We start from the raw sequence: 14,277 nt of genomic DNA on the forward strand, positions 1-14,277 counted from the left end.
ACACGGCGTGGCCGGCATTGTCATGAACCGCCCGGCGTCGCTCGCGCTCAATGTCAATGGCGCGCTGCATCTCGTCAGCGCGTCCGCCGACACGCCGTTGCTTTATCTGCTGCGTAACGACCTCGCGTTGAACAGTCCGAAATTCGGCTGCGGACTCGGCGAATGCGGCGCGTGCACGGTGTTGCTCGACGGCATGCCGACGCGTTCATGCGTGACGACCGCGAAGGTTGCATTGGGGCGTGAGATCACCACGCTCGAAGGCTTGGGCACGCGTAGCGCGCTGCATCCGGTGCAGCAGGCTTTTATCGAAGAACAGGCCGCGCAGTGCGGCTATTGCCTGAACGGCATGATTATGACCGCCAAAGCGTTGCTCGATCGCGATCCGAATCCGAGCGAAGAGACGATTCGGCGGGAGTTGTCGCGCAATCTTTGCCGTTGCGGCACGCATGTCGAGATCGTGCGTGCGGTGCAGCGTGCGGCGGTTTTGCTCGCCACGCAACCGGTGCTGGATCAGGGAGCGCGCGCATGACCGGGCCGGATTTCAGCGTCGATCGCCGGGCCGCGCCGCCGTCGCGGCAGCAGCTCTATGACGCGCAGAATGTGCTGATCGTCACGCGGCCGCCGCAAGCGCCGGTGCGAGCGGCGGTTGGGCAGCCGGGGTCGCGGTCCTCGTTCGTACCGACGGAAGCGGACATGTTTCTCGTCGTACGCGACGACGGCAGCGTGGTCGCGTTCAACGGACACGTCGATCTCGGCACCGGCATCGGCACGGCGCTCGCGCAGATCGTCGCGGAAGAACTCGACGTGCCGTTGACGCGCGTATCGATCGTGCTGGGACACACCAGCGAAGCGCCGAATCAGGGCCCCACGATTGCGAGCGCCACGATCCAGATTTCAGCGGTGCCATTGCGGCACGCGGCGGCGCAGGCGCGGCAGTTTCTGCTGGCGGAAGCGGCGCGACGGCTGAGCGTGAGTGCCGACAAGCTCGATGTGCGCGACGGTGTGGTCTTTCAGCGCGACGGTGATACGGCAAACAAAGGCATGAGCTACGGTGACTTGATCACCGGGCGGCGCGTCGAGTTAACGCTCTCCACCGATGCGCCTCTTAAGTCGCCGGACGCGTACAGGATCGTCGGCAAGAGCGCGCCGCGCGTCGATATTCCGGCAAAGGCAACCGGCGAATTAAGTTTCGTACATGACGTGCGCGTGCCGGGCATGCTGCACGGCCGCGTTGTGCGGCCGCCTTATGCGGGTGTCGCGCAGGGCGACTTCATCGGCAACAGCCTGCTGCATGTCGATGAAGATTCCATCAGCGATTTGCCCGGCATCGTCAAGGTCGTGGTGATTCGCGATTTCGTCGGCATTGTGGCTGAGCGCGAAGAGGTCGCGCAGCAGGCAGTGAAGCGGTTGAATGTGCAATGGAAAGCGGTAGAAGGTTTGCCGCCGCTCGAAACCAGCGAGGAAGTGGAAGCCGCACTTAGAGCGAATCCGGCCACACGGCGCGATCTCGTGATCGAGGGCGACGTCGACTCGGCACTCGCTCACGACCCGGCTCGAACGCTGGAACGCACCTACGTATGGCCGTTTCAGATGCATGCATCGATTGGACCGTCGTGCGCGGTTGCCGACTACCGGGATGCAAAGCTGAAAATCTGGTCGGGCACGCAGAATCCTCATTCGTTGCGTGCCGATCTCGCCTTGCTGATGGCGCTGGATGAAGCGCACATCGAAATCGTGCGGATGGACGCAGCAGGTTGCTACGGCCGCAATTGCGCGGACGATGTCGCCGCCGACGCCGCGTTGTTATCGCGCGCAACCGGCAGTCCGGTGCGCGTGCAACTATCGCGCGAAGACGAGCATGCATGGGAGCCGAAAGGCGCTGCGCAATTGATGGATGTGCGCGGCGCTTTGAGCGCGGAAGGCGAGCTCGCGGCCTACGATTTCGCGACGCGTTATCCGTCGAACGATGCCCCTACGTTAGCGTTGCTGCTCACCGGAACCATTTCCGCGCAGCCGCAAGTATTCGAAATGGGCGACCGCACGTCGGTGCCGCCGTACGACTATCGGACCATGCGCATTGTCTGCGACGACACGCCGCCAATCGTACGGGCGTCGTGGCTAAGAGGCGTGTCCGCGTTGCCGAACACCTTTGCGCACGAGTCCTTCATCGACGAGCTCGCGGCTGAAGTGGGAGTCGATCCGGTTGAGTTCCGGCTGAAGCATCTGACCGATCCGCGTGCAATCGATCTCGTCAAGGCAGTGGCCGAGAAGGCCGACTGGCAAGCTCACGGCATCGCCACGAAAGATGCTCAGGAAGAGGGTGACATCGCGCGCGGCAGAGGCTTCGCTTACGCCCGCTACGTGCATAGCAAATTTCCCGGCTTTGGCGCGGCATGGTCCGCGTGGGTTGCCGATATCGAAGTGAATCGCAGGAGCGGCGAGCTTGCCGTGACGCGCGTAGTGGTCGGCCAGGACACCGGCACGATGGTGAATCCGGACGGCGTGCGTCATCAGATACATGGCAATGTGATCCAGGCGACCAGCCGCGCGCTGAAAGAACGCGTGACATTCGGCGAGAACGCGGTGACCAGTCAGGAGTGGGGCGCGTATCCCATTCTGACGTTCCGTGAGGTGCCGGTGATCGACGTCGTGATGATGCCGCGTCATGGCGAGCCGCCGATGGGCACGGGCGAATCGGCATCGCTGCCTGGCGCCGCGGCAATAGCCAATGCGCTGTATGACGCGACAGGTGTGCGTTTTCGCAGGCCGCCGTTCACACCGGAGACGATTCGCGCCGCGCTCGCCGATGCACAAGCGGAAGAGGCGGCTGCGCGCAAAAAGAGGCGTTGGCGACTCGGCTTTCTCGGCGCTTTTGCCGCGGGCGCGGCCGGTTGGCTGGGGGCGCTGGCGCTGTCGCCGCAGGCCATTGCACCGATCACGCCGCCGCTCGCGAGCGCGTTTGCCCCCGAACTGGTGGCGCGCGGCAAACTGCTTGCGTCGCTGGGTAATTGTGCGGTTTGCCATACCGCGCACAACGGCGTGCCGAACGCCGGCGGCAAACCACTCGATACGCCATTCGGCACCGTCTACAGCACCAACATCACGCCTGACGGACAGACCGGGATCGGCACATGGTCGCTCGACGCATTCGTACGCGCGATGCGGCAAGGTATAAGCCGCGACGGACATCATTTGTATCCTGCGTTCCCGTACACATCGTTCAAAAACACGTCCGACGACGATCTGAAAGCGCTCTACGCGTACCTGATGGCACAAACGCCCGTGCGTTCCCGTCCGCCGGAAACGAAGCTGGCGTATCCGTTCAGCGTGCGTCCGTTGATGGCGGTATGGAACGGACTCTTTCTCGGACGCAATACGTTGACCGCCAGCGCGACGCAAAGCGCGCAATGGAATCGCGGCGCGTATCTCGTGAACGGCCTCGGCCATTGCAGTGCATGCCACACCCCGCGTAATGCATTCGGCGCCGAGAAAACCGGTGTGGCGTTCATGGGCGGCGGCATGGCGGAAGGATGGGAGGCGCCCGCGCTGTCGACGCTTTCCAACTCACCCGTGCCCTGGAGCGAAGACGAACTGTTCAGCTATCTGCGCTACGGACATGCGCCGTTGCACGGTGTCGCGGCCGGGCCGATGGCGCCGGTCGTCAGCGATCTGGCGGCGCTGCCCGACAGCGACATTCGCGCGATGGCCACGTACCTGGCGTCCTTGAGTCCGCTGGAGCCCAACGCGGATCCTGTGGCGATGGCGCGTCAATACGAGCAGGCCAGCACGATTACGAGCACGGCTACAGGCCTTGGTGCGCGTCTCTTCGACGGTGCGTGTGCCGCCTGTCATCACACGGGGAGCGGGCCGCAGTTGTTCGGCGCGCATCCGTCGCTGGCGCTTAACACGAATCTGCACAGCACGACGCCTGATAATCTGATTCGCGTGATTCTCGATGGTATCGGCTCGCCTGCTCGCCCCGAACTCGGTACGATGCCGGCTTACCGCGATAGTTTCAACGACGCCCAGGTCGCCGAGCTCGTGACCTACCTGCGTCAGCAATTCGCCGGTGGCAAGCCGGCATGGCAGGATGTCACGGCGAGTGTCGCCAGAATTCGCGCGACGTCGCGGGCAGAGTGACATCGCAAGGTGTATTGCAATACAGTTTGCAGCATTACCCGCAGTACTATTTGCGGCACGAGTCGCAACACAACTCGCGACATAACTCGCAGCACGGCTCGCTGAACGAATCGCGAAACGCTTCAACAACGAATCGCACAACGCTTCAACGCTTGATAAAAACGACCGCATTCCCGCAATCCTTTTGATAACGGAGAAACGCATGACCACGCGCGCAGGATGGCTCTCTCGCCTCACGGTTTCAACGGTTCTGTCGCTCGCTGCTTTTGGCGCGAGCGCACAGCAGACCATCAAGATCGGGGAAATCAACAGCTACAAGGCGCAGCCCGCCTTTCTCGGGCCTTACAAGAACGGCTGGAATCTCGCGCTCGAGCAGGTGAATGCGGCGGGTGGCGTGCTTGGCAAACAACTCGAAGTGGTGTCGCGCGACGACAACGGCAATCCGGGCGACACGATTCGCGTCGCGCAGGAGTTGATTGCACGCGAGCAGGTGCAATTATTGTTCGGCGGTTTTCTGTCGAACACGGGCCTCGCGCTGACCGACTTCGCGAAGCAGAAGAAGATTTTCTTCCTCGCGGCCGAGCCGTTGACGGACAAGATCGTTTGGGCCGATGGCAACAAATACACGTACCGTCTGCGTCCTTCGACGTATATGCAGGTGGCGATGCTGGTGCCCGAAGCGGTGAAGCTGAAGAAGAAACGCTGGGCGCTGGTGTATCCGAACTACGAGTATGGGCAATCGGCGGTGGCGACGTTCAAGAAGCTGCTGACGGCGGCGCAGCCGGACGTGCAGTTTGTCGCCGAACAGGCGACGCCGCTGGGTAACGTCGACGCAGGCGCGGTATCGCAGGCGATTGCCGACGCGAAGCCGGATGCGATTTTCAACGTGTTGTTCGGCGCCGATCTCGGCAAGTTTGTGCGCGAGGGCAATACGCGCGGTTTGTTCAAGGATCGCAGCGTGGTTTCGTTGCTGACGGGTGAGCCGGACTATCTCGATCCGTTGGGTGCGGAGGCGCCGACTGGCTGGATCGTGACGGGCTATCCGTGGTATTCGATCGATACGGCGGCGAACAAGAAGTTTGTCGATGCGTATCAGGCTAAGTATCACGACTATCCGCGGCTGGGGTCGGTGGTGGGGTATTCGGCGTTGATGTCGATCGCGGATGGGATCAAGAAGGCGGGGTCTACGGATTCGGATAAGTTGGCTGCCGCGTTCAAGGGGCTCGGGGTTGAGACGCCCTTTGGGCCGATTACCTATCGGGCACAGGATAATCAGTCGACGATGGGGGCTTTTGTCGGTGTTACCGGGCTTAAGGATGGGAAGGGGGTGATGACTTCGTATCGGTATATTGACGGGGCTAGTGTGCAGCCGTCGGATGCTGAGGTTAAGAAGTTGCGGGGGGCTGAGTAATGTGGGTTTTTTGCCTTTTGCGGCGGCATTAGGGGTGTTTGTTCGCCTACGGGGTTGGGCTTTGCTTGATCTGGTTTTTTCCTTGATCTGGATTCTTTGGCCTTTCCTTGAATTTTTCGTGGTCTATTAGCGTTCGCCCCTGTGCGGGGCAGGCACTTACTTTCTTTGCCGCCGCAAAGAAAGATAAGCAAAGAAAGCGGCTCACACCGCTAATTCTTAAGCGGGGCCCCCGCACAGCCACGGTAGTGGTGCATCTGGAATCCGTGTTCCCGCACACTCCGCGTTCGTGACACAGCAATCATACTTCCCGCCTCGCACTACGTGCTCGCCGGAAGGGTTCACCAGAAATTAGGGGCTTCGTTTAAGTGTGGTGAGGGCCATCGGCTTCGCCTCGGCGACATGCCGAATGACGTGCGAATACGAAACGCAACGATCGGTTCTAAGAAGTGCGCGTCGGCGCGCGCAGCGCCGCCGGAAGTATGACGCCCTTGTCACTCACGCCGAATGGGCGAGGACACAGATTCCAGATGCACCACTATCGTGACTGCGCGGGGGACCCGCTTATGGGCTGGCGGGGTGAGCCGCTTTCTTTGCTTATCTTTCTTTGCGGCGGCAAAGAAAGTAAGTGCCTGCCCCGCACAGGGGCGAACGCTAATAGACCAATAAGTGATCAAGGAAAGGCCAAAAACCCAGATCAAGGAAATCCCACCGCCACAGGCAAACAGACAACCAAGCGCCGCGCAGGCAAAAAAATCAAGCAAGTTCCAACGCCGTAGGCAAACCTAAAAAAAGCCCCGCACGGAAAAAACCCTTTATTCCTCCGCATCATGCTCAATCACAAACCGCCTCAAATAAGCCAGCACGGCGGCTTCAACCGCCCGATGATCAGCTGTACTCTTCGACCCCGCATTTTCTTCATCGCCAAACAACGTGGACGGCGCATCATGCACATCCACTTCCTGACCTTCCCGAAACACACGAATCTCGTGAACGTCTTCAGCGTACTCGGCAATCCAATGCACACCTTCGATATGCGCGCCTGCGCGAACGGTAGGTATCTTCATGGACGTCTCCCGTCAGGCTGGACCACGGCGCCAACCCTTGCCACCACCATACGCCGTCTTGGCGCGAGGTGCGAGGGTTGGCGCGCAACTTCCTGAAGTCGCTGCGTTGCAGCAAGCCTCACCAGGAACCGCATCGCACCGTGCAGGCGCTACCGCGGCCGCCTCATGCGCTATATCTCCCCCTCAGTCTTACTGCACCGTCGCCAGTACGTCGCCCACTGTCTTGAAGATGTGGGCGATCTGCTCTTCGTCGATGATGAGCGGCGGCGAAAACGCGAGGATGTCACCGGTAAAGCGCACCAGCACGCCCGCCTCGAAGCACTTCACGAACGCTTCGTAAGCACGCGCGCCCGGCGCGCCGTCGCGCGACTCGAGTTCGACACCGGCAATCATGCCGAGGTTGCGAACGTCCTTCACATGCTTCGCGCCGCGCAGCGAGTGAGCGGCGGCTTCGAACTTCGGCGCCATCGCCGCCGCGCGGTCGAACAGGCCTTCGCGGCGATACAGGTCGAGTGTCGCAACCGCGGCAGCCGCTGCGGCCGGGTGGGCCGAATAGGTGTAGCCGTGGAACAGTTCGATCGCGCCCTGTGCGCCGGCGTTGACGATGGTGTCGTGGATCGTGCGGCTCGCGGCCACCGCGCCCATCGGAATCGCGGCGTTGTTGATCGCCTTGGCCATCGTGATCAGGTCCGGCGTCACGCCGAAGTATTCGCTCGCGGTCGCCTTGCCGACGCGGCCGAAAGCAGTAATCACTTCGTCGAAAATCAACAGGATGCCGTGCTTCGTGCAAATCTCGCGCAGCTTTTGCAGATAGCCTTGCGGCGGAATCAGCACGCCCGTCGACCCGGCCACCGGTTCGACGATCACGGCGGCGATCGTCGAGGCATCGTGCAGCGTAACGATGCGCTCGAGTTCGTCGGCGAGATGCGCGCCCCAGGCGGGCTGGCCCTTCGAAAACGCGTTGTGTTCGAGGTTATGCGTGTGCGGCAGGTGATCGACCGCCGGCAGCAGCGCGCCGGAGAACGTCTTGCGGTTCGGGGCAATGCCGCCAACCGAAATGCCGCCGAAGCCCACGCCGTGATAACCGCGTTCGCGGCCGATCAGGCGCGTGCGTTGGCCTTCGCCGCGCGAACGGTGGTAGGCCAGCGCGATTTTCAGCGCGGTGTCGACCGATTCCGAGCCGGAGTTCGTGAAGAAGATGCGGTCGAGGCCGTTCGGCATCAGCTCAGCGACTTTCGTGGCCGCCTCGAATGCCAGCGGGTGGCCCATCTGGAAGGTCGGCGCGAAGTCGAGCGTGGACAATTGCTCAGTGATCGCGGCGACGATCTCGTCGCGGCCGTGGCCGGCGTTCACGCACCAGAGACCCGCGCAGCCGTCGAGCACTTCGCGCCCGTCCGTCGTGCGGTAGTACATCCCCTTGGCCGATTCCAGCAGGCGCGGTGCGGCCTTGAACTGGCGATTGGCGGTGAAGGGCATCCAGAAAGACGACAGATCGTCGATGACGGGGCGCGAAGTCATGGTTTTTTCCTCGAAGTGGTCCCCCAAGGGACTTCCTTCGGGGCATAGCCAAAACTGTAGCGTTCGCGGTTTAATGGCGGCATAAACAGTTGACGCAGTGTGGCGCTAACTGTGTTGGTGGAATTGCGATAACTGTGTCGACTCCTTACTCCCGATCATGATCGAACTACAACTTGAGCGCGACCGGCGCGCCGCGCCCACGCTCGTCGAGCAGGTCGTACAAGGTTTCGAGCGCGCCATCGAGGCGCAGTCGCTGCGCGCCGGCGCGCTGCTGCCGTCGGTGCGGGCGCTGGCGCAAAGCCACGAACTGAGCACCTTCACGGTCACCGAGGCGTACAACCGTCTCGTTTCGATGGGTCTCGTGGTGGCCCGGCGCGGCTCCGGTTACCGCGTGGCGGCGCGCGCACAGTCCGCGCGGGCCGCGCCGACCGACTGGCAACCGCCGAGCCTGACGGCGACCTGGCTGCTGTCCGACGTGTTCGCCGACCATTCGGTGCCGATCAAGGCGGGCGGCGGCTGGCTGCCGAACGAGTGGATCAACGAGACGGGTTTGCAGCATGCGCTGCGCGCGATGAGCCGGGTGCCGGCGGCGCGTCTCGGCGACTACGGGCATCCATACGGCTTCGCGCCGCTGCGCGAACGGATCGCCGAGCAACTCGACCGACGCGGTTTGCCGGTGGACGTCTCCAACGTGCTGCTCACGCAGGGCGCGACGCAAGGCCTGGACCTGATCGTCCGGACGCTGCTGCGCGCGGGCGACGCCGTGATCGTCGAAGATCCCGGTTATTGCAATCTGCTGCAGATTCTCAAGCTGGCGGGGCTGGTGGTGCATGGCGTGCCGCGCACGCCGGCCGGCGTCGATACCGACGTGCTCGAAACGCTGGTCGCGCAGCACAAGCCGAAGGCGATTTTCGTCAACACCACGCTGCAGAATCCGACCGGCGCGACCTTCGGCATGTCGGCGGCCTTCCGTCTGTTGCAGATCGCCGAGCGTCAGCGCATGTGGGTGATCGAAGACGATGTCAGCCGGGAGCTGGCGCCGCCCGGTGCGCCTTTGTTCGCCGCTATGGAAGGCTTGCAGCGCGTGCTCTACGTCGGCGGATTTTCGAAGACGGTGACGCCGGGGCTGCGCTGCGGCTATGTGGTCGCCGAGCGGGCGGTGTTGCGCGAACTGGCGCGCACGAAGATGGCGGTGGGATTGACCTCGTCGGAAGCGATCGAGCGGATCGTCGACAAGGTGTTGCTCGAAGGGCGCTATGCGCGTCACGTGGAAGCCGTGAACGAGCGGCTCAAGCTCGCGCATGCGACCGTCGAAGAGCGGCTCGATTCGCTTGGCCTCGAACTGTTTCACCGGCCGCGAGCCGGCCTGTTTCTGTGGGCGCGCCTGCCGATCGAAGCCGGGCGCGCCGGTGAAGTGGCGACTGCCGCGCTCACGCACGGCATCTGGCTCGCGCCAGGCTCCTATTTCCGTCCCGACGATGCCCCGAGCGCCTGGTTCCGTTTCAACGCGCCGTACTCGACCGACGACGCGTTATGGCGCTTCATCGAGCGAGTCGGGCAGGGTGCGATTGGATAGCGTACGGAAAGGTTCCAGCCTTAAGCGCGTAACACCGTATTCGGGGACTGCATTGTCGCCGGAAGAGTGCACGCATGCGCACGTGAATCATCTGCGTTTGGGGATGCCTGTCAACTCTAACAGCTAGATGTCGGCGTTGCCGTCTTCTAGATTGAAGTCGCCGGTGGTGGTTTTCTATCGAGACACTGCGACGGCCAAACTGCCTTCCTGATAAATTTGGATAACGAAATAATGTTTGCTATCCACGATCGATGAAGGAGGGAAATTTATGGAGATTGGCAATGGATCAGCAAGGTGTATTCACGCTTCCCCCCAACATCAATTTCGGCGTGGTGGCGTTTGCTAACTCGTCGATCGCGCAAAGCATCACGATTGCGGTGGACGGCCAGGTGAAGGCAACTTACAAAGGAAGCGGCGCGTCGGATGTGTTGCTGGGCAACGGTGTTTTCAATTCTGGCGCAGGCCGCGTCCAGGTAACGGTGACGACGGGAGACAAGCAGACACCGTCCACACTGCTCTCGACGCAAATCATTCTGGCCGACCGGCTGAACTTTGGACTCGTGATTGGGGAAGAGGGGCCGGATGGTGATGGTAACGACTCTGTGCTGTCACTCAACTGGCCATTGGGTTGAAGATGAACCGCTATTCCCTCGGATAGTTGAATGGGAATGGCGAGTGGCCGATTCACCAGCCGTCCCTTTCAGAAGGTACGGATCGTTAAAGAAGCTAATTTTTTCGAGGTCATACCATGGCTAAGCAAGGCGTCTTCACACTTCCGCCAAACATCAACTTCGGTGTCACCGCGTTCGCCAATTCGGCATTTACACAGACAATTACCGTATTGGTTGACAACGTTACCAAAGCTACCTTTACCGGCGGCGGAGCCAGCGACAAACTGCTGGGTACGAAGGTTATAAACTCCGGCAATGGCGCTGTTCAGATAACGGTTATGGCCAATAACAAGGCATCTGATCTCGTGTCAAGCAAGGTTATCCTGGGCAACAAGTCGAACTTTGCACTGCTCGGATCCGAGGACTACGCCGATCAGGATGAAAACGACGGTATTGCTGTCCTCAACTGGCCGATCGGCTGATACAGACCGCATGCATAATTGCCGCCGGGCCGGAAATATTCCGCCCGGCGCTTCGCATGGTTGGCGGCCGCATGATCAAGTCTGCCGGTTGCTACAAGACGCTCCGGCTCAAGCTGCGTTGAGTAGACCCATGGCGGTTGCCTTGACCACGGCTTGTACTTTGTTGGTCGCCGAAAGCTTCGTCATCGCATTATTGATATGGAAGTTGACGGTGCGCTCGGATATGTTCAGGATGAGGCCGGTTTCATAAGCCGTCTTGCCTTCGCCGGTCCAGCACAATACCTCGCGCTCACGCGCCGTAAGCGCCTCGTCGATTTTGGGCGTCAGTTTGGGTAGCAGATAGGGGGTCATCATCGTGTGCGACAAATTTGCCAGCCAATGAATGGGTTGACGCAGCAGTTCGATTTCTGTTGTCGCGAGTGCGCGAGTTCGACGCGATAAAGTCAGTAGTCCAAAAGCGCCCCGCGTCGACCAACTAGATTGCGCGACGCCGAAACGCAATCCGAAGTCGCATGCATCGGCCCATAGGCTCGAGGAGACTTCGCCGTTCGGCTCCGGCCAGATAATGAGTTGCGGGTCTTGACTGCCGGCGCGCACTGTCGGATCGATGTTCAGGTAACCCTGCCTGTGATAGCGCTCCATCCAGCCATTAGGGTAGGTCTCGAAGATCGACACTGCCGGGTTCGACACGGGCAGTGGCGCGCGAATGCCGTAGCAACAGTAGTCAAACCCGAGCCGCGCAGCGTATGAGGCGATTCGATTGAACAGTTGCTGTTCGTCGCTTGTAGAAGCTAATGTTTCGTAGACGTCCTGAAAATTTAGTTTCATCGCGTATCCCCTTGTTTTCATCATACGCGCAGAGCCGATGATTCGTCACTTGACGAACACGGTAGGCATGTTATGCGAGCCTGTCAGGATTGACAGTTGTTATGAGATAGGCCGGGCCGTGCAATGTGAGGATTGATCCACGCGCTCGGAGGTGACAATGCAGACGTTTGTTTACGGCATTCAGTTGAATGTGGAGGGAGCCGCTGCCTTGGGACGGTATCGGCATCAGATTTTCGTCGAGCAACTGGGCTGGGATTTGCCGTTGGGCGAAGCGGCAATTGAAAGAGACCAATACGATCGCGACGATACGGTCTACGTGGTGGCGCGTGACGACGAGGGCACGCTGCTGGGTTGTGCGCGGCTGCTCCGAACAACAAGCCCATATATGCTCAAGGACCTATTTTCCGGTTTGCTGGACCCACAGATGCCGGCTCCTGAGTCGCCTTACGTGTGGGAGTTGTCGAGATTTGCGGCGAGGCCAGACGCCGCTGTACGTCCGAACGGCGCGGGCATGGCGTGGGGCGTGCGTCCAATGCTTACGCGCGTCGTGCAATGCGCATTGCAACTGCAAGCGCAGTGTTTGATTGGGGTGACGTTTGTGAGCATGGAAAGGCTCTTTCGGCGCATCGGTGTACAGGTGCACCGGGCGGGGCCGGTGCGGAGCTTCGATGGCAGAAAGGTGGTGGCGTGCTGGATCGACATCGACGAGCAGACGCTCTCGGCATTAGATATCGACCGGCAGGGCGTCGCCACGAGACGGCTGCAGTCTGTGGAACTGCCGTGCAGCGCCTTGTCTAGCCGAGCAGCTTCAGCGCGATCGGATACAGCGAGAGCACCAGCAGCAGCGCCATCGCCACATTGAAAATACGCAGCCGCTTCGGGTCCGACAGCACGCGCCGCATCGCGGTGCCGAAACCGGCCCACAGGCAGATGCACGGAAAGCCGATCACGTAGAAGATCACCGCCATCGCGATGGCGTTCATGCTGGTGCTTTCGCTGAGGTGAATCGTCGTGGCGGCGGTCAGCACCATCATCCACGCTTTCGGATTGACCCACTGGAAGGCGATGGCTTCATGAAACTTCATGGGCCGGCGATCGCCTTTCCTGACCTTCAGTTCGCCCGAGGTACCGATTTTCCACGCGAGATACAGCAGATACGCGACGCTCGCGACTTCGAGCACGGTGTACAGCACGGGAAAATGCACGAAGGCTTCACCCAGACCGATCCCGACCGACAGCATCAACAGCACGACCCCGGCGCTGATGCCGGAAAGATGCGGCAGCGTGCGGCGAAAACCGAAATTGACGCCCGAGGCCAGCAGCATGGTGTTGTTCGGGCCGGGCGTAATGGTGGTGACGAGCGCGAACAGGATGCCGGCGGGCAGCGCGCTGAGGCTGAGATAAGACATGGGTGGCTCCGGTGTCGGTCGATAAAACCTTTGGAGCATTCTAGCGAACCATCCCTGTACAGTACCTGTACGGTTTTTGGGATGGTGTCCGGTACAGGTGGTGAGTGCGGTTGGTATTGGAGCCGAAGTTCCGATAGCAAAATAAACGGTATATACTGTTTATACGGTTATCAACGCGGAGAAGCATATGACAGCACCCGTCACTAAAGAGCACACCAAGAAGGCTTTCCATTTCCCCAAGAGTTCATCCAGGCACGCGGTAGATGGCGCGGAGCCGGCAGTCACGCCGGAACAGTCGGCGGAAGCGGCGCCTGTCGTCAAGAAAGCAGCCAAGGCGAAGCGTTCGGCAGCTGCTGAAGCGGCACCTGCTGTGAAGAAGGAAGCCAAGGCGAAGCGTTCGGCAACCGTTGAAGCCGCCCCTGCAGTGAAGAAAGAAGCCAAAGCGAAGCGCTCGGCAGCGGCCCCTGCTGTGAAGAAGGATGCTAAAGCGAAGCGTTCGGCAGTTGCGGAAACGGCGCCTGCTGCGAAGAAGGAAGCCAAAGCAAAGCGTTCGGTAGCTGCGGAAGCGGCACCGGCCGTTAAGAAGGCAGCCAAAGCGAAAGGTTCGACAACCGCAGAAGCCGCACCGGTCAGCGCTCCCGAAGCCAAGAAAGCCAAGCCGCCGAAGAAAGAGAAAGTCGTGCGCGACAGCTTCACGATGCCGAAATCGGACTACGACAGAATTGCGGCTCTCAAGCAGAAGTGTCTCGACGCCGGCGTGCCGGTCAAGAAGAGCGAACTGTTGCGAGCCGGGTTGATGATGCTGGAGTCGGCAGCGCCGCAGCGCCTGCTTGCCGCGGTGTCGTCGCTCGAGACGGTGAAGACGGGGCGTCCCGCGAAGAGCTAAATCCGGCATCGTGGTTCGATGCAAGGATTAGCTGAAGGTGTGCCCGCCCAAGTGGTATCGGACTGCAGCGCATCCGGCTGCAATCTCGAGCCGCAGGGGCGGGTACGAAGCATCATCATGGCATCGCCATATTGCTGGCGGGTGACGGACAAATTACATCGGGCAGCCGCCATGCCATGCCGTGACGTCACGTCACGTCACGAACCCGCCTGATAGCCCGAAACTCGGATCACGCTGACCGCAATCGCGATCATGCCGATCGCGAATAATTTTGGCGCATGGTCTGGTAAGTCCCACACACGCCATTTCCCACCGTTCATCAAATTTCTAGACGACTGGTCTAATTGCGGTC

At 60.8% G+C, this 14,277-nt stretch carries 11 protein-coding genes and 1 pseudogene; 8 read left to right on the forward strand and 4 right to left on the reverse strand.

Annotation, left to right across the window (positions count from 1 at the left end; all coding sequences use genetic code 11):
* The first annotated feature begins 22 nt into the window (after positions 1-22).
* The 3 genes from ACOSV0_RS25340 (at position 23) to ACOSV0_RS25350 (ending at position 5,551) form a co-directional block, all read left to right on the forward strand.
* Positions 23-529, forward strand: coding sequence for a (2Fe-2S)-binding protein (locus ACOSV0_RS25340; RefSeq protein WP_434114757.1), 507 nt, complete (start codon positions 23-25; stop codon positions 527-529).
* Entirely contained in the window at positions 526-4,140 is a 3,615-nt protein-coding gene (locus tag ACOSV0_RS25345; RefSeq protein ID WP_434114758.1) for a molybdopterin cofactor-binding domain-containing protein, read from the forward strand. Before ACOSV0_RS25340 ends, ACOSV0_RS25345 begins: the two co-directional genes overlap by 4 nt.
* A 202-nt stretch (positions 4,141-4,342) precedes the next feature.
* Positions 4,343-5,551 (forward strand): ABC transporter substrate-binding protein, encoded by a 1,209-nt coding sequence (locus tag ACOSV0_RS25350; RefSeq protein WP_434114760.1) that lies wholly within the window; start codon positions 4,343-4,345, stop codon positions 5,549-5,551.
* An 812-nt stretch (positions 5,552-6,363) separates the two neighbouring features.
* Here ACOSV0_RS25350 and ACOSV0_RS25355 read toward each other — a convergent pair.
* On the reverse strand, positions 6,364-6,615 hold the full coding sequence (locus ACOSV0_RS25355) for a hypothetical protein (RefSeq protein WP_434114762.1): 252 nt from the start codon (positions 6,613-6,615) through the stop codon (positions 6,364-6,366).
* Between the two features lie 189 nt (positions 6,616-6,804).
* Positions 6,805-8,133 (reverse strand): aspartate aminotransferase family protein, encoded by a 1,329-nt coding sequence (locus tag ACOSV0_RS25360; protein ID WP_434114763.1) that lies wholly within the window; start codon positions 8,131-8,133, stop codon positions 6,805-6,807.
* A gap of 157 nt (positions 8,134-8,290) precedes the next feature.
* Here ACOSV0_RS25360 and ACOSV0_RS25365 point away from each other — a divergent pair, with 157 nt between their 5' ends.
* The 3 genes from ACOSV0_RS25365 to ACOSV0_RS25375 all read left to right on the forward strand — a co-directional run bounded on the left by ACOSV0_RS25365 (position 8,291) and on the right by ACOSV0_RS25375 (position 10,802).
* Positions 8,291-9,709 carry a PLP-dependent aminotransferase family protein gene (locus ACOSV0_RS25365; RefSeq protein ID WP_434114765.1) on the forward strand — a complete coding sequence of 473 codons (1,419 nt, stop codon included), beginning with the start codon at positions 8,291-8,293 and terminating at the stop codon, positions 9,707-9,709.
* Positions 9,710-9,990: 281 nt separating this feature from the next.
* On the forward strand, positions 9,991-10,341 hold the full coding sequence (locus ACOSV0_RS25370; protein ID WP_434114767.1) for a fucose-binding lectin II: 351 nt from the start codon (positions 9,991-9,993) through the stop codon (positions 10,339-10,341).
* Positions 10,342-10,457: 116 nt separating this feature from the next.
* A complete protein-coding gene (locus tag ACOSV0_RS25375) occupies positions 10,458-10,802 on the forward strand; it encodes a fucose-binding lectin II (RefSeq protein ID WP_434114768.1) in 345 nt (114 codons plus the stop codon).
* Between the two features lie 108 nt (positions 10,803-10,910).
* Here ACOSV0_RS25375 and ACOSV0_RS25380 read toward each other — a convergent pair whose 3' ends face one another.
* On the reverse strand, positions 10,911-11,630 hold the full coding sequence (locus ACOSV0_RS25380) for an autoinducer binding domain-containing protein (protein WP_434114770.1): 720 nt from the start codon (positions 11,628-11,630) through the stop codon (positions 10,911-10,913).
* A 157-nt stretch (positions 11,631-11,787) separates the two neighbouring features.
* Here ACOSV0_RS25380 and ACOSV0_RS25385 point away from each other — a divergent pair.
* Positions 11,788-12,366: pseudogene (locus ACOSV0_RS25385) on the forward strand (acyl-homoserine-lactone synthase); the annotation flags it as partial.
* A 58-nt stretch (positions 12,367-12,424) separates the two neighbouring features.
* Here ACOSV0_RS25385 and ACOSV0_RS25390 read toward each other — a convergent pair.
* The gene (locus tag ACOSV0_RS25390; RefSeq protein WP_434114772.1) at positions 12,425-13,039 is read right to left on the reverse strand and encodes a LysE family translocator; all 615 of its coding nucleotides are present in this window, start codon (positions 13,037-13,039) and stop codon (positions 12,425-12,427) included.
* A gap of 187 nt (positions 13,040-13,226) precedes the next feature.
* Between ACOSV0_RS25390 and ACOSV0_RS25395 the strand changes: the two genes are divergently transcribed.
* A complete protein-coding gene (locus ACOSV0_RS25395; RefSeq protein ID WP_434114773.1) occupies positions 13,227-13,925 on the forward strand; it encodes a hypothetical protein in 699 nt (232 codons plus the stop codon).
* Positions 13,926-14,277 lie beyond the last annotated feature (352 nt).

This window comes from Paraburkholderia caffeinilytica (assembly GCF_051027425.1).
GTDB lineage: Bacteria > Pseudomonadota > Gammaproteobacteria > Burkholderiales > Burkholderiaceae > Paraburkholderia > Paraburkholderia caffeinilytica_A.